Genomic DNA, 14,747 nt, shown 5'->3' with positions numbered 1-14,747 from the left:
AGAGCTCCAATGATGGATAGTAATGATCTCGGAATATATGACGTAGTTGTCATAGGCGGAGGCCCCGGCGGCCTTCCCGCAGCAATCGCCGCAGCGCGCGAAGGCTCTAAAACGCTGCTGGTGGAGCGCAATGGCTTTCTCGGCGGCGTTGCGGCCACCGGGCTGCCCTTGCTCGCCTTCTATGATCGAACCGGCACCCAGGTTGTCGGCGGCATAGGCGACGAACTCGTCCGCCGCCTGGGGCAAGTGGGCGCAACCTTCGATGGCGCCATTCCCTGCCCGATCCACAATTCGATCACACCGGTCAATCCATTCTGGTTGCGGATCGAGGCCGCCAAGATGTGCGAGGAAGCGGGTGTTGACCTGCTGTTCTCGACGGAAGTCCTGAATGTTGCGGTCGAGGACTCACGCGTTACTGGCGTTTCGCTATTTTCTAGAGGTCGAAACTACACCGCCAGAACGAAAGTTCTTATCGATTCCACCGGCGACGGCACGGCAGCATTCCTTGCCGGCGCAGAGTACGAAATGGGCCAGGGCGAGGACACACGGGTCCAGCCGGTGTCGCTGGTTTTTTCGCTTGGAGATGTCGATATCGACGCGGTGCTGGACTACATCAAGAGCCATCCGGAAACGTTCGCGAACCCGCCGACCTATGGTGTCCACTACACGCTTGATTATTTCCTTGATTCTCGCTCGTTCTACTTCACCGGTTTTGAGGAATTCATCACAAAGGCCCGGGAAAACGGCGAGTTCGATGTTCCCCGCGATCGCGTGATTTTTGCCAAGCAACCCAACAGCAACGAAGTGGTCGTCAACGCCGTGCGCGTCAGTGACGTCGATCCGACCGACCCAGTCAGCATGAGCAAGGCCGAAGCCGTCGCGCATCGTCAGGTGGCAACGCTGATCAATTTCTTCAAGAAATACTGCCCCGGGTTCGAGAATTGCTTCCTTGCCAATATAGCTGCCGGCACCTATGCCCGGGAAAGTCGGCGCATCGTCGGAATCAAGACGCTGGAAGACAATGCCGTCAACGAGTCACTCGTCCCGGAAGACACCATCGCGCTGGCGGGTTACAACCTCGACATTCACACCGGCGTCGGCATCGTTCTGCAGCCTTCGGAGCATGCGATCGGCGTTCCCTACGGCTGCCTGGTTTCCAAGAATATCGACGGACTACTGGCCAGCGGTCGGTGCATTTCAGCCAAACCCTATCCGCTCGGCTTGATCCGTGCGATGAGCACCTGCTTTGCGATCGGCGAGGCGGCGGGAACAGCGGCAGCCATGTCGGTTCGTTCAAACAGCAAGCTCTCGGCGCTCGATGTGTCCGAGCTGCGCAATCTCCTGGCCAAGAACGGCGCGATCATCGAAACGGATCAGGCCAGTCAGACGGCGGTTGCCCGCTTCGGCTAAAGCCTAATTGTGCATCGCCGAAGAAGCAGGTGCAGGCGTAACGTGATGTTCTCTTCATCCCGAAGAAGCCCACGTCATCCGTGCCTACGGCGCTGCGTGGCCCGCTAAACGGAGATTGCGGCTGACGGAGATGCCGAAGCGGCTTCAAATCCCAGCGACGCGGCGACTTCACGCCGCGTCGACATCGCAAGCGTGTAACCCGGCGGTGACCGCGCGGAGACCCGAGCCGACCGGACCTGTTGGACTTAGCTCTTGCGCTCTCGTGTCCAAACGCAAGAAAGCCCCGGGAACCGGGGCCTGGCGATTATCGAACCTTTTTGAAGAAACTGGAGCGGGCGAGGCGACTCGAACGCCCGAGGGTAACCGCGCGATGACCGTGTGTGCAGTTACACGCGCTTCTAGCTGTATGTCCCACACAAGTGAGTGGCATAAATCCGCCTTAATTTCAGTTTTACAGGCTGGCACTGCTCAAGCTGATGAGCGGCGTTACGACCGAGACCCGGAATGACAGCTTTGCGCCCTCATTCCTGACATTCGAGCGGCACTGGCGACTTCCCGATATCCGACGTTACTTATGAAACAGCTGGGCGTCACTCGGTTGCTTGAACGTATGCCTTCGAAATCCAGGCGATTTGACCCATCAACGCCGATTGCGCAATTTTTCAACCTATCGCCGCAAAGGACTTTGTGCGTTCTAGCAAAGCGTCCCGCGGACCGCATCAGCGGGTGGGACACAGGCCCCCCATCAAGCGCCACAGGTGGGTTCGGGTGCAAATTACGACGTGAAGGAAGCGAGCTAGGTATTCATCACCGCAGTTTGGCAGGAGAGTCCGTGAAAGCCGCCCAGCGTGCGAGATGAGCAGCGGTCAGCCCTTTCGCAAGAGGGAGACAAAGAGACTGGCCAGCGCTGCATCGTCGAAACTGTCGGACTCTCTGGGAGTTGAACGAGGCGAGGGTGAACTAGCAACCGACGTCCATTCCGCAATCTCGTCGATCCGGTCCTTCACCTTCGACAGGGCACGAACCAAAGCATCTGGGGGGACGCTAGCTCGCGAAGCAAACTTCTCCAACGTCTCAGCGTAATCCTCCAAAGCTGATTCTGAATCGAGGTCGGAAATGGAAACCTCGACCTCGTAGATTTCACGGCGAATGGCTGCATGCGCAGCCTCTTGGATCCGCTGGCTCGCAGCCGGATAGGCATCCTCTACCGCTTCCAGCATGCCCTCTAACTCGTCAAATGCCATTCCGTGTTCAAGCAGCTCGACTATGTCATCTTCGAGCAGGTTTGCTAGGTCATCAGCAAACGGAAAGTCCGAAAAGTAGTCCTCATCGCGTAGTTTGCCGGTCAGATCGATGAGTTCGGCGCCTTCCCGCCACCCGCTGTAGCCTGACCAACCTCTGGGCGCAGGCGGGTGCTGTGCGAGTTTCATCACCAATTCGGAGAAGTGGTGGTCGCCTGTTTCAGTCCACCATGCGAGCAAGAGCTGAAGGCGGCGGACATTGTCCAAGTCGGCGCACGAATAAGAGTGCCTGCTTGTTTTCTTCCATGTGGGCAGATCTAAGAATTGCGTCGAGATCTCGCGGAACGAAGTCGCCACATGACGCCGCTGCTTGGGAGGGAGGGGGGCGGAATGAACAGATTTCCAGACTTTATCGGCCCAATTTGCGGTTTGCGCTGCGGCTGCACAGTCGGCGAGAAGTGCGGCGTCGTTAACGTAGCCGCTCATGTAATCGCGAAACGAGGGGTTCACGTAGGAGACGTGCGTCCCACGGAGAGTGATAAACCCTCCTTCTAAGATGCGGACGCTTTCCTCGAAATCCTTCGGATCGCGAGCAGTGCCGTACTTGGCGCTTAGATCGCGGTGAAGCGCCTCGTACTGCGTGCGAAGTTCATCGAGTTCCACGCCGTACTCGGAACAAAAGTACATGGTGAGCAGCAGATGCCGGCACTTATCCGGAATGTGCTTGCGGAATGCCGTATCCCAAAGCTGGCTCGGATTATCTAGCGCGGTGATGAAGGATGCCGGATAGGCTTCGGGGGTCTTGCCGTGCAGGCGGTCCGCGTCCGTCATCCATTCGATGACCCGGGGATTGTAGTTCCGGTGGTCGACGATGGATTTGACGGCCCCGGTTTCGATCAGCGCTCGAACCAGCGGCATCGGGGTGCCGGCGATGAGTAGGTGATTGTAAAGAATCCTCGCGCGAATGCGGCGAGTGTAGACGCCCACATCCAGAAGGTAGCGGCTGATGTCCAGCCGCTGGTCCGCAAGGTACTCGGAAGCTCGGCGCGCCTCCTCGAAGATATAGGCGCGAGTGGTGAGGAGGAACCGCGCATTAGGCGAGGTGCGAACACGCCGCATGAAGCGCGCCAAATCGGAATCTTTTGCGGCGAGAGCTTGTTCGTCGAGCGCAATCTTCCCGAGGAAGTCGTCGAACAAGAACACTTGCTTTTTTGCATCATCGATGGTGCCGAAACCATCCTCCAAAGCTCGGACCGCGACAAGCTCCCACCCTTCCGCAAGGTAGGTGTAGACCAGCATTTCGGCGAGGGTGGTTTTACCGACGCCAGGAGGCCCCGAAATAATAAGGACGTGCTGGCTCTCCAGAATCTTTTGCGCCGCTGGGAAGCTCGGGTTGTGCGCATAGACCCGAACCTTCCCCTCTATCTCGGATTTGGAGAGCTCGGTGAAGGTATGAGCTGCACTCCAAAGTACTCGCTCAAGCACGGCAGTTCCGGACAGCCAAAGCTTGATGTGAGACTTTTCGATATCAGGAAACTTGCGAAGCAGCGCGTTAAGCTCGCTCGCACCATAGATGTCGCCCTGGTTGCGCAGAGCAGGCCCGATCTCGGCGGCGAGTGCTTCCTTGTTCGCCGGCGTCAGACCGCGCGACGTAGCCAAGATGTAGCGGTCGGGTTCAAGCTTATCGATGGATGCCCGTTCGCCTTTCATCGTGGATTTGAGTTTGGCGAAGTGCGATCCGACCAGGTGTTTGACCTGCAGGATCGTGCTTTTTGTCGACAGTGCATGTCGGCCGTCGATCCCACCATCAGGTCCAGGCGTGAATGCCTCAAACTGGATACCGATTTCGCGACCGACCAAGTCGCGGCAGAGGTCTTCGAAGTCGGCTGGCGAAAGCGTGGTGAAGTCATACGCCATCGGCGACCTCACCGAAGGTTTGTCCGTCGACCTGAGTGACCGACTTCGGCGAGGCAGCACGCGTCGGGTGGAACAGAGTCGCGAAAAACGTGTCGGCAATGGCGAAGGCAGTTGAGGGGACGAACGCTTCGATCGTGCCCCCGAACGGCCATCCCCGATACATCGCCTTTCCGCTGTCATGAATGGCGAGGCGCTGGAAGGAGCCGAACATCCCATTGCCAAGTGCATTGCTGGCTTTCCCGGTCGCCTTTTTGTCACCGTTCCCGTTGTTCGAGATACAGTCACATGCGAGACGGACGTACTTGCGCGCGTTGCTGACGTAAATGACGGGAATGTCGTCACGCCAGCACTGGTAGAACCAAGTATTGTTGGCCGTGAGATCGCGCTTGCCGATCTCCCGCCAGCACGGTTCGGGAATCTCATCGTGGCGGACGATGGCCGCAAAGGGATCGTCGCTGATGCTAGGGTGGCCGAGCACGGCGAACCGCCGGTACGAGCGATCCCGATCCAGTTGGACAGGCTCCGTTTCGGTCTGACTCGACATCCGAGCGACCGCCGCAGTGACCAAGGTGTCACAATTTATGATATCGCCTTGCATTGCCTACGGATCGCTTTGGTATGATCGGCGTCAGAAGCGGCCATCAGCTCGAGCAGGGCGGCATTCGCGTCCCGCGTCTCCTCGATCGTCATCGAGGAATGCGAGATAAGATCATCGAGACTGTCGGAGTGTGACTCTACTTGGATGAGGCGTTCCAGCGCCTTGATGCGGACCTCGTCGATGCCAAGGCATTTCTTCGCCAGCGATTCAAGCTTCTGCTGCAGGGGATGGCTTCCTGGAACTTTGAAGGCGAGAAATATTTCAAGAACCCGCCGCATCACGTTGGGCATCATAAACCAATACTCTGAGTAGCCGGAGCCAGAGGCTTCGAACTGAAGCACTTTGTGGCACAGGAAGTGGTATTCAGAGTCGTAGGCGGATAAGTGAGGCGGCAGGCCGATTATGCGGGTACTCCTAGCCTCCGAGCCATCGGGCATTGAAACATCGAGGTATAGCAGCGTGGCTGTCGGAGGTTCGGCCTTAGTCTGGTTCCGCCACCCTTTCTTGAATTCGTTCATACAGTGTTGATTATGTGTCAAGATAAATAGCTGGGCCGCCGAGCTCAGACGCGAGCGGATAAGTGAGCAAGCAAAGTTCATCGCCTTGGTGTCAAGGCTTGAGATGGGATCGTCGATTACGAGGATCAGGTCTGTGAGCGACCGCCCGTCGGCTTCTAGCGATGAGATGAAGTAGCAGAGCGCTATGGCAGTCTTCTCGCCCTCGCTGGGCGCCCCTTTAACGATCTTGTCTCGACGGCGCAACTCATACCCCTCGGCGGCCGCAAATATCGTTAGTTCACCGTGGCCCAGGTAGGCGCGTATGAGCTTGGTGATTCGATCAGCAGCGGGGCCGTGAGTTCGCACCTTGCCGCTGAGTTCAGCAATAGCGCCTTCGAGCTTGTTGATCTCTTCTGAGATGAAGCTGACTGTTTTGTTCGCTCGCGCCAGCGATTGCATGAGTTCCTTATACTTGTCGTGCCCTTCGGCTAAATAGTGCTTTCGAATGGCCTCCCGGGCGTCTTCTTGACGTTTAGAAAAATTTTCAAAAGTGTCGTTATGTTCGCCAACAACGGCGTTCTGTACAGCGATTGCGTCTTCAAGGGCTTTGCACAGCGTTGCGATCTCCTCGCGGGCAGGCAGTGTGTGCGCCACGGCGGTGGTTGGCTGCTCCAAGCGGGCGGTAAATATTCGAGACGCTTCCTCAAGGAGAGAGATGAGGCCGAGCAAGGCGTTTTCTGTGTTGTGGCAAGCGGCTGTGTATCGCCCCCTAAGCTGCAGTTCGATTTCGGCAGTCTTGGGCCAAACTCCAGCAGCAGACATGATCCTGCTCAGAAGTACTGACGCTTTCATATTAGCTTCTTGTAGGTCGGAAATGAGCATCGAGAGCCGATCGTCCAGTGCCTCAGCAAGTTTTTTCTTCCGTACATCACTTATTGAACTGCCGCAAAGCAGGCAGCTCTCAAGGCCGTTCACGCTGTGATAATCATGGCCGGTCTTCAACCAGGGGACCATCGAGGGGTGGTTTTCCATTTCGTCTAGCACCATTGTGCCGATACTCAGTTCAGCGAAGTGCCGTGCGCCTTCCATCGTTTTGCGGACGCCATCGAAGTCAATCGCGATGGGTTTCAGCGCGGGCGGTGGCGCCGAGAGGCGGGCTACGTCGACAAGCAGATCTAGGTCTTCTTTCTCCAACTGTGAACCCTTGTTGTAGGACAACTTCTCGTAGTCCTTCTCCAGTTGTCCGGCCTCGTACCTGCGGTTGCCGAGATGCAGGGAAGCAGCAACAAGCTTGGCCCGTTCAGTGCGGTAGCTCTTCAAAGTCCGTTCGCGCTCGGCCACAATTTTTTTTTCGGTTTCCCGCAACCGCACTTTCTCCGTGAGAGTCGTTCGGAATTCACGGAGTTCGGCCGCAAGGTCAGACTGTTCTTCACTGATATAGAATATCGACGAGGCGCGGCCCTCCTGCCACCACAGATTCCGCGCGATGAAGTCCTCATTAAATACGCAGATGCGGCTCTCAAGGCCTTCCAGCGCGTTTGGTGCCTTGAAGGTTGCGCCATCATCGAGCGCAATCTCGAAGCTACAGTTTGTGGGAAGATCTTTGTGATGTTTGCCCGCCTCAAGACAGGCAAATACCCTCGATAACGTACTCTTGCCGGATCCATTAAAACCGTAAACAAGATTATACCGGCGGAATGGTGGGATGTTTTCACGTGCAGCCTTGTCAGCCAGGATGCCGACGCCGCTTAGTGTCCTTATAGTCTCGATTGTAGCCATGCGCCCCCAGCACATTCTAACCCGATACCTGCTCCTCGCGTATGATAATAGCAAAGTGCCTTGCGGTTGAAATCCCCTTTGCTGTACTCTCGCAAGAGCTATGTTGTGTGGTTGCGCTCAGGGTCTTCAGGTCGGAGCGGAACGCGCGACCGATTTCGAGTGATGATGGAAGCGCGCCAAAAGGCTACAACGGGGTCGGGAGCCGAATGGCAACTTTGTCGATTTCGCAGCCACAACCGGACAGTCCGCTCTCGGCCCCCGATCGGCCCCAGCGGTAGTGCCCTGCAACGTTTCTCTCTCGGCCAATCACGGCCGAGGAGAACTCACATGGGCCATTCTCAATTCGATGATGCTAGCCGCGAGCGCACAGCTTGGAATGCCGGGAAAAAGGTCGGCACCAAGCGTCCGTTCACCCAGAAGCAGATCTGGGCCATCCGCTTCTTCCTTGACTGCGAGAGACGCATTCGGGACGGAGCCCTGTTCGATCTAGCGATCGACAGCAAGCTTCGGGGCTGCGACCTGGTTAAGATCAGGATACGCGATGTGGTAGCCGGAGCGGACATAAGGGCTCGTGCGATCGTCGTTCAGCAGAAGACTGGTCGCCCCGCCCAGTTCGAGATCACCGGCGACGTGAGAGCCAGCCTTCTGGCCTGGCTCGAACGACGTGGAGGCTCGGCCGGGGATTATGCCTTCCCGAGCCGGATTGATCATACCCGCCACATGAGCACGAGGCAGTACGCGCGCCTGGTCGATGAATGGGTGACCGCAATCGATCTACGTTCGGACGAGTATGGAACACACTCGCTTCAACGCACGAAGGCGTCGATGATCTACCGAGCGACAGGAAACATCCGTGCCATCCAGATCCTGCTTGATCACTCCAAGATCGAAAACACGGTGCGCTATCTGGGCGTCGACGCGGAGGACCCGCTCCTCTTGGCCGAGGGAACCGAGATCTGACCTGGAGCGGCCATTCGAACCCAGCGCGGATGGCCGCTCATGAAATGCGGGATGATGGGCTGTTTCGGCCATCATGGGGTGGCTTTCTGCCCGTCTGCTTTTAGACGACAGGTGCATCGAAGCGGACAAAAACTGCCGGACCCGTTCACGACCCATAGAGCAGTTGCGCTCTTGAGGGTGGCATCCAGGTGGAGGTCATCGCCATGTCAGCATGGGCAGGCACCCCGCTGGAGCCGGATTGCCTTCTGGCGCTTCGCCTAAGGTCTGGTCTGAGGCTTTGGTGCACACTCCGGGGGAACAGGGATCGGGCGACCTGACAGTCTGCCGGCCTGGTGGAATTCCAGACGTCGATTAGCCTGCAGCGGTTACCCTTCCACCAAGCCTTGATGTTGTGCTCGAACTTCTCAAGCCCTTTCACACCGGGGAGGCGCATGCAATCGGCAATGCCAAAGCTCGCATCCTCGCCAGCGAACCTTACGTGGAAGTGCGGCGGCGGGTGCTCGTCGGGCCAGATCTTGACGGACATCTTTTTGATACGAGCGACCTGTTCCTCGTTCAAGTTCCGAATGCCGCTCTCATTGAGCATCGGACCCTGAAAGAAGCTCTCTTCGAGCTCTTCGATAAGCTCGGCCGGCACCTCGATCTCTCTCTTCGACATGCACCCTCCCTCGAAGCCAGATCAAGCATGGAACTGGCCAAACTTCAAGACCGAGGACGATACTCGATCCCGACCGCAGGGTAGATGATCCGCTTCGGCATGCTGCCGCCGAATAGATGCCCCTCATTTGTTACAATCCAGGGTAGCATGGCCTTCTTCTGCGCGGCCCGAAACCCCGGCAGCGTTTCGAAGCCCTGCTTGCTTTCCAGGTAGTTGTAGACCGAAAACTTCACAATGTCCTCGATCTCCAAGTAGTACGCTATACGCGAGCGCACTGCGGACGTTAGGCGTCGCCGATTTCTAGCGTCGTATATGCTACAGTCCTCCGAACTGATGGGGGAGCTTTTGAGATCGACGACTGCATTCTTCGCTTTTGCCCTGACGCTAGCGGCCAGTTTCACTGGCTGCGCATACGGCGCCACGATAACGAAATCGGACAACGACGTTTGCGTTCTTAAACTCGAGGGTGAAATCATAGCGGGCGATTTCGCGCGGTTCATGCAGCTAGCTGCCGCCGAGTTCAAAGGGGTCGACGGCGAGAGCTCTTCGGCTGACACGATCTGCCTCAACAGCCCTGGGGGCAGCGTGCTTGAAGGCGTGAACCTTGCAAAGCAGTTTTACAAACAGGGCGTAGGAACAGTCATCCCAGCCGGAGCCGAATGCCATTCGATGTGCGCGATCATGTTCATGATGGGTATTGCGCAGGGTCCAGAAGTCAACTTCGTGAACCGCAGGCTCCATGTCACGGGCACGCTCGGCTTCCACCGTCCGTATCTGGCCCTCGATTCAGACGAATTGGTCAGCGCAAGGGCACTTCCCGTCGCTCACGATTGGGCAATGGAGGCAATGATGGAACTCATGATCCTCGCAAATAGCCAGGTGCCGTGGTCGGCCAGCACGATGATGCGCCCGGACCTCATCCAGTTGATGCTGACGCACGTCGGGAACGATTTCTACTACATCGACACTGTCGAGAAGGCCGGCCGTTTCGAGATCGAGCTCTTCGGCTACGACAGGCCGACCGAATTGACCGCGGAACGCTCCTATTACGCCTGCGAGAACTCATTCCACTGGAAGGTCGGCCTCATCGGCAAAGATACTGACTACGCCAATCTGGTGCAGTCGCTGGGCGCCTACCAGCCTGTCTCCAAGGTCGTCCAAGACAAGGGAGGCCTCACCATCTACTCTGTGACCAGCGGCGACGCGGGATATTCCGAGGCAGGGTGCTTAATCGGCCAGAAGGACGACTATTTCCTCGGCTGCGGCTTCAACGGCATGTACAATATCTCGCTTGGCCTGAGCCAGTGTACCCTTGCGGACTTCTACGAGAGAAGCCAGTGGGTATCGCCGTTGGCGGCTTTCAAGCCTTCTACGCCGATCCGGATGCTTGCTGCCCATGCGCCGCGGTGGACTGAGTCAATGACTGCGGGCAGCGGAGCGTGCGTGGTCATCGCGCCGACGGGCACGGTCGAACAGGAGCCTTGCGAAGCAAGGCCGATATCGGCGCGCAACGGTTCCGGAGACGATATCGGAGGGTACGAGTTCATTTGGCCGTCTGGATCGAAGACCGTTCTCCTGAAGGACGGGACTAATCTCACCCTCAACGGCAAGCCGGCCTATGCCGTGCCCCTGGCCAGCTACACCTTGTGTGTCGTGAACGGGGAGACGGGAAACCGCTTCTGCTTCAACAAGGGGTCCTAACGCCGTCTGCCACGGCGGCCCCCTGAAGAGCGAAGTGCGCGTGAAGCCAATGGACCGCATTAGAGGCAGTGTTGATGCGATCCCCACCAAACCCGGCTGCTATCGAGTTACAATGCCGCTGAGACCGTTTCATATGCCCTGTCATACATAACTGTCTGTTTTGCCGCCACGCCCATAGCAACGTACGCAATCTGGCCGGCTAAACTCTTCCCAATCGCCCAGATCCGGCGGCAGCTTACTGCCTCGCGCGCCCCTTAACCAGACAGTCTGGGGTCGGCCCCAGTCCGGTCATCAGCTACTAGGTTGTTGAGGGATAGATCGCCGCAGCGCGAGCATCGCTTTTTGCCAGCATACCCCATTCGCCAACTCGTGTGTTGCCGAGTGGACTTCAGCGTTGAAGCAAGCATTGCTGTTGTCGGGTCGGCCGAGAACAGTCACCGGCTGCCTGCCCGCCGCGCGGGCTTCATTCAGTGCGAGGCCAGATGTTCTGGTCGTTGAAGCTGAGTGGAGAACAAAGTGACTGTTCAAATAATCAAGAATACTGCAGATGTCAGCACCGTGGCCGATGGTACACCGGAAAAGGTCTGTAAGCTGACGCGCGCGACCAAGTCCGCAAAATCGGGCAAATCGAGAACCAAAACTAAGCAGGATCAGTTGGTCGCGCTTCTGTCCAAGCCGAATGGCGTGCGGATCTCGGTGATCTCGGACCGGCTGGGATGGCAGTCCCATACGGTGCGGGCTGCAATCTCTAGTCTGCGCAAAAAAGGCCATGCAGTCGTGAGCTCGAAGTCACCCAAGTCCGGTGAGCTCGTCTATGCGATCAGTGCGAAGCAGCAGGATGACAAAACTAATGCTGTGGGAGCGTCGTCATGAGCCGGGTGGTAAGGGCAGGAGAGCTTGCCGAAACCGTTCGCTTTGAGACCATGCCCCGGGAGGGCTGCATCGGTGAATGGCGGCGAACGATCGGCGACCAGTCGCTCAAATACGTATCGGTGCAGTTCATGCGGAGTGCGCTCGCGTATGAAGCGCAGATCAAAGCGAATGGTGGCCATGCAAGCGTGGTTCGAAAGGCTCTCAAAGCTGCATTGAAGACCTCTCAAAGAGCATCTGAAACGGGAGGCCAACCAAAGCTGGCGCTCCGATCGTCTCTCAGGCCTGGAACCCATCTTGTTCGCGAATGGAACGGCAGGACCTATCAGGTCGAGGTTCTGGAGGATGGCTTCCGGATGGATGGCAAACGCTATCGCTCGCTAAGCGCCATCGCCAAAAAGATTACAGACGCTCACTGGTCGGGGCCACGGTTCTTCGGACTGGGGTAGATCGACCATGAAGAAGATCCGATGTGCCATCTATACCAGAAAATCCTCGGAGGAGGGGTTGGATCAGCAGTTCAACTCCCTCCACGCCCAGAGAGAAGCCTGCGCAGCCTACATCTCAAGTCAGAAGCATGAGGGATGGGTAGCCTTGTCTGAGCACTACGATGATGGCGGCATCTCAGGTGGGACGCTGGAAAGGGCAGGGCTCAGGAAACTGCTCCAGCATGTCGATGATGGATTGGTCGATCAGATCGTCGTCTATAAAATCGACCGGCTGACGAGATCGCTCGCTGATTTTGCCAAGCTGGTCGATCGGCTTGACGCAGCTGATGCGTCCTTTGTTTCTGTAACCCAATCGTTCAACACCGCGACCAGCATGGGACGATTGACACTCAACGTGCTTCTCTCCTTTGCTCAGTTCGAACGCGAAGTCACGGCTGAGCGGATCAGGGACAAGATCGCAGCGTCGAAGAAGAAGGGGTTCTGGATGGGCGGCACGGTTCCCGTGGGATACGAGCCCGTTGGTCGAACGCTAAAGATCGTGCCGGAAGAAGCTGAGACAGTCAGAACGCTCTTCAATCTCTACCTCCACCACCGGTCACTAGTGGCAGTCGTGAACGAAGCGAAACGGCTCAAGTTACGTGGGAAGGCAAAGGTCGGAAAATCGGAGAAGAGCGCCGGAGAACCTTATACACTCTTAGCCGACGTCGCCGCGCCTGCCAGTGCACCGAGCGCCGCTGGACCCTCCATCGAACGCGCAGCACTCCATTACCTGCTGACCAACCCGGTCTATGCCGGACGGATCCGGCACAAGCAGACGATTCATGAAGGACAACATCCGCCAATCATCGATCCGGATGCTTGGGATCAGGTCCAGGCGCACCTAAAGGATGCTGGTTCCAAAAAGCGGGGCAAGCGGAGGGGCGGAAGAGCAACCATCAGCCTGCTTGCCGGCAAGCTTGTCGATGAGATGGGCGACAAGCTCACACCCACCCATACCAACAAGAATGGCACACGCCACCGCTATTACATCTCCAGCCGGCTGATCGGTGGGGCTCGCAAGAACGAAAATCAAAAGAAGGCGGGCGGCTGGCGTCTTCCTGCCAAGCCGCTTGAGGATCAGATCGCTGGTGCAATCTTGTCCCATCTACGAGATCGTCTCCCGACGGATCTGCTGATCAATCCAACAGCTGATGCATTCTCGAAGATCGGCAGCCAGCTCGATTTGCTCGACGCCCAATCCCGCACGAAGGATGCGAGCGCAATCTTGTTCTGCACAGAGCAGGCAACGATCAGCCCGGGGGCGATCGAGATCAATCTCTCGCCGGAAGCGATCGCCGATGCAATTGAGATATCGGAGGATGAGCTGAACCCGGACGTATGGACATTCGAACTGCCGTTCCAGTTCAGAAAGCGTGGAGTCGAAACGAAGCTCGTGATCGGCGCCGAGACATCGCAGCAAGTTGACGTCATCCTGATCCGCAACATCGCCAAGGCGCATGCATATTACGATGCGATCAAAAGCGGCCAGACGTTCGAAGAGATCGCCGAAAGCGAATGCCTGTCCAAGCGTCGGATCATGCAGGTCATTGAGCTTGCCTTCCTCGCTCCCGAAATTGTGAAGCAGATCCTCCAAGGTGATCAGCCCGCGGGTCTCACCGCGAAATGGCTGGGTATCAATCCGCTGCCATCCGACTGGCAGGCCCAGCGCCGCATCATTGCTGCGCTCTAGTCAGCTGCAGACAACCGACAAGCTCAAGAACCAGATGCTCCAGAGCAACCGCTTTTGGCAAACTGTCAGCCCCGAATTGGCCGACTGAGACTCTCGGCGATTTCGAGCCGTTATGAAGGCTCGCATCGGGTCTCAGTCGGAACTGCAAGCTTACAAGTCGCTGAAAAATGGACGCAATTCCGGAGGATAACGTAAGGCATTGAAAAGCATGGAAAGAGTGGCTGGGGAACCTGGATTCGAACCAGGACTAACGGAGTCAGAGTCCGTGGGTCTACCGTTAACCTATTCCCCATCACCGGGCGCCGCCATCGCGCTCAGGACGCCGGCAAGCGCCGGCCTTGTAGCATATCAGGTGCCATGATCAAGGCCTAGTTGTACGCTGAGGGTGATTTTAGCGCCCATTCTGGCGGCAATCGGGCATGCCGGTGGCGCCCGGCTCGTGCGGCCGCGGCTTATGCTCGCGCTCCGGCCGGACGCGGCGTGGCCAAGGAACCTTTCGACGGCCGTGCGGTTCTGCATCTGACAGGGATGACGATGCACGTCACCAAAGAGCGGTCCGGACGCATGGAGCCGCCTGCCCACCAAGGGGCGTAGATAGCCCGGCATGACGCCGATCGCTCGGCAATTTTCTCGCTTTGATGGATGAACGCTATGACCCGTGAATTTGACCGCAAGACCGCCCGTCAGGGAAGCCCCACCGGCCGCATTCTTCTCGTCCTCGTCGGCTCGCTGGCCGCCGCCGCCATCGTCTGGATTGCCGCCGAGGTCTATTACAATGCCGCCCTCGAGCCCGAAGTCGAAGAAAGCGTTGCCACCGGCGCACCCAGCCCCGCCGTCGCCGAGTGACCCGCATTTGCGGGCGGTGCCTCCCAGACCACCTGGCTCCTTGATTGACAGCGCATTGTGGGTGCGGCAGGCGCGTCTGGCGCCCGCCCGCA

At 57.7% G+C, this 14,747-nt stretch carries 12 protein-coding genes and 1 tRNA gene; 7 read left to right on the top strand and 6 right to left on the bottom strand.

The features are described from left to right. Positions 1-9: 9 nt before the first annotated feature. Positions 10-1,410, top strand: a complete 1,401-nt coding sequence (locus KY465_RS07640; RefSeq protein WP_219201082.1) for an FAD-dependent oxidoreductase — start codon at positions 10-12, stop codon at positions 1,408-1,410. Between the two features lie 866 nt (positions 1,411-2,276). On the opposite strand, the gene KY465_RS07635 is transcribed toward KY465_RS07640, so the two are convergent. Genes KY465_RS07635 through KY465_RS07625 form a run of 3 tightly spaced genes read right to left on the bottom strand, consistent with a single transcriptional unit; the run spans position 2,277 to position 7,442 of the window. Continuing rightward, on the bottom strand, positions 2,277-4,568 hold the full coding sequence (locus tag KY465_RS07635) for an nSTAND3 domain-containing NTPase (protein ID WP_219201081.1): 2,292 nt from the start codon (positions 4,566-4,568) through the stop codon (positions 2,277-2,279). Further along, a complete protein-coding gene (locus KY465_RS07630; protein WP_219201080.1) occupies positions 4,558-5,112 on the bottom strand; it encodes a hypothetical protein in 555 nt (184 codons plus the stop codon). The genes KY465_RS07635 and KY465_RS07630 overlap by 11 nt, the downstream gene beginning before the upstream one ends. Positions 5,113-5,147: 35 nt before the next feature. Beyond that, on the bottom strand, positions 5,148-7,442 hold the full coding sequence (locus tag KY465_RS07625; protein WP_219201079.1) for an AAA family ATPase: 2,295 nt from the start codon (positions 7,440-7,442) through the stop codon (positions 5,148-5,150). Positions 7,443-7,769: 327 nt separating this feature from the next. Between KY465_RS07625 and KY465_RS07620 the strand changes: the two genes are divergently transcribed. Further along, on the top strand, positions 7,770-8,402 hold the full coding sequence (locus KY465_RS07620) for a tyrosine-type recombinase/integrase (RefSeq protein ID WP_219201078.1): 633 nt from the start codon (positions 7,770-7,772) through the stop codon (positions 8,400-8,402). 145 nt (positions 8,403-8,547) lie between these two features. Here the strand turns inward: KY465_RS07620 and KY465_RS07615 are convergent, their stop codons facing one another. Both KY465_RS07615 and KY465_RS07610 read right to left on the bottom strand, forming a co-directional pair. Then, positions 8,548-9,060 (bottom strand): DUF4160 domain-containing protein, encoded by a 513-nt coding sequence (locus tag KY465_RS07615; protein WP_219201077.1) that lies wholly within the window; start codon positions 9,058-9,060, stop codon positions 8,548-8,550. A gap of 44 nt (positions 9,061-9,104) precedes the next feature. Next, positions 9,105-9,311, bottom strand: coding sequence for a hypothetical protein (locus KY465_RS07610; protein ID WP_219201076.1), 207 nt, complete (start codon positions 9,309-9,311; stop codon positions 9,105-9,107). 61 nt (positions 9,312-9,372) lie between these two features. On the opposite strand from KY465_RS07610, the gene KY465_RS07605 reads away from it, so the two are divergent. From KY465_RS07605 to KY465_RS07590, 4 genes are all read left to right on the top strand, one after another. Continuing rightward, positions 9,373-10,761, top strand: a complete 1,389-nt coding sequence (locus KY465_RS07605; RefSeq protein ID WP_255561520.1) for a COG3904 family protein — start codon at positions 9,373-9,375, stop codon at positions 10,759-10,761. Positions 10,762-11,277: 516 nt separating this feature from the next. After that, entirely contained in the window at positions 11,278-11,634 is a 357-nt protein-coding gene (locus KY465_RS07600; RefSeq protein ID WP_346432611.1) for a DUF3489 domain-containing protein, read from the top strand. Further along, entirely contained in the window at positions 11,631-12,080 is a 450-nt protein-coding gene (locus KY465_RS07595) for a DUF2924 domain-containing protein (protein WP_219201074.1), read from the top strand. Before KY465_RS07600 ends, KY465_RS07595 begins: the two co-directional genes overlap by 4 nt. 7 nt (positions 12,081-12,087) lie before the next feature. Further along, positions 12,088-13,809 carry a recombinase family protein gene (locus KY465_RS07590; RefSeq protein ID WP_219201073.1) on the top strand — a complete coding sequence of 574 codons (1,722 nt, stop codon included), beginning with the start codon at positions 12,088-12,090 and terminating at the stop codon, positions 13,807-13,809. A 218-nt stretch (positions 13,810-14,027) separates the two neighbouring features. Here KY465_RS07590 and KY465_RS07585 read toward each other — a convergent pair. Then, positions 14,028-14,101: transfer RNA gene (locus KY465_RS07585), tRNA-Gln, on the bottom strand. Positions 14,102-14,460: 359 nt separating this feature from the next. Between KY465_RS07585 and KY465_RS07580 the strand changes: the two genes are divergently transcribed. Further along, positions 14,461-14,655 carry a hypothetical protein gene (locus tag KY465_RS07580; protein ID WP_219201072.1) on the top strand — a complete coding sequence of 65 codons (195 nt, stop codon included), beginning with the start codon at positions 14,461-14,463 and terminating at the stop codon, positions 14,653-14,655. The last annotated feature ends 92 nt before the right edge of the window (positions 14,656-14,747 follow it).

The sequence above is a fragment of the Neohoeflea coraliihabitans genome (genome assembly GCF_019334345.1).
Taxonomy (GTDB): domain Bacteria; phylum Pseudomonadota; class Alphaproteobacteria; order Rhizobiales; family Rhizobiaceae; genus Pseudohoeflea; species Pseudohoeflea coraliihabitans.
The sequence above is the reverse complement of the archived record's forward strand: the minus strand, read 5'-3'. Positions and strand labels throughout refer to the sequence as shown.

Bases quoted from the DNA above. Each gene is read 5' to 3' on its own strand.
- KY465_RS07640 (WP_219201082.1), top strand. From the start codon at position 10: ATGATGGATAGTAATGATCTCGGAATATATGACGTAGTTGTCATAGGC.
- KY465_RS07635 (WP_219201081.1), bottom strand. From the start codon at position 4,568: ATGGCGTATGACTTCACCACGCTTTCGCCAGCCGACTTCGAAGACCTC.
- KY465_RS07630 (WP_219201080.1), bottom strand. From the start codon at position 5,112: ATGTCGAGTCAGACCGAAACGGAGCCTGTCCAACTGGATCGGGATCGC.
- KY465_RS07625 (WP_219201079.1), bottom strand. From the start codon at position 7,442: ATGGCTACAATCGAGACTATAAGGACACTAAGCGGCGTCGGCATCCTG.
- KY465_RS07620 (WP_219201078.1), top strand. From the start codon at position 7,770: ATGGGCCATTCTCAATTCGATGATGCTAGCCGCGAGCGCACAGCTTGG.
- KY465_RS07615 (WP_219201077.1), bottom strand. From the start codon at position 9,060: ATGTCGAAGAGAGAGATCGAGGTGCCGGCCGAGCTTATCGAAGAGCTC.
- KY465_RS07605 (WP_255561520.1), top strand. From the start codon at position 9,373: ATGCTACAGTCCTCCGAACTGATGGGGGAGCTTTTGAGATCGACGACT.
- KY465_RS07595 (WP_219201074.1), top strand. From the start codon at position 11,631: ATGAGCCGGGTGGTAAGGGCAGGAGAGCTTGCCGAAACCGTTCGCTTT.
- KY465_RS07590 (WP_219201073.1), top strand. From the start codon at position 12,088: ATGAAGAAGATCCGATGTGCCATCTATACCAGAAAATCCTCGGAGGAG.
- KY465_RS07580 (WP_219201072.1), top strand. From the start codon at position 14,461: ATGACCCGTGAATTTGACCGCAAGACCGCCCGTCAGGGAAGCCCCACC.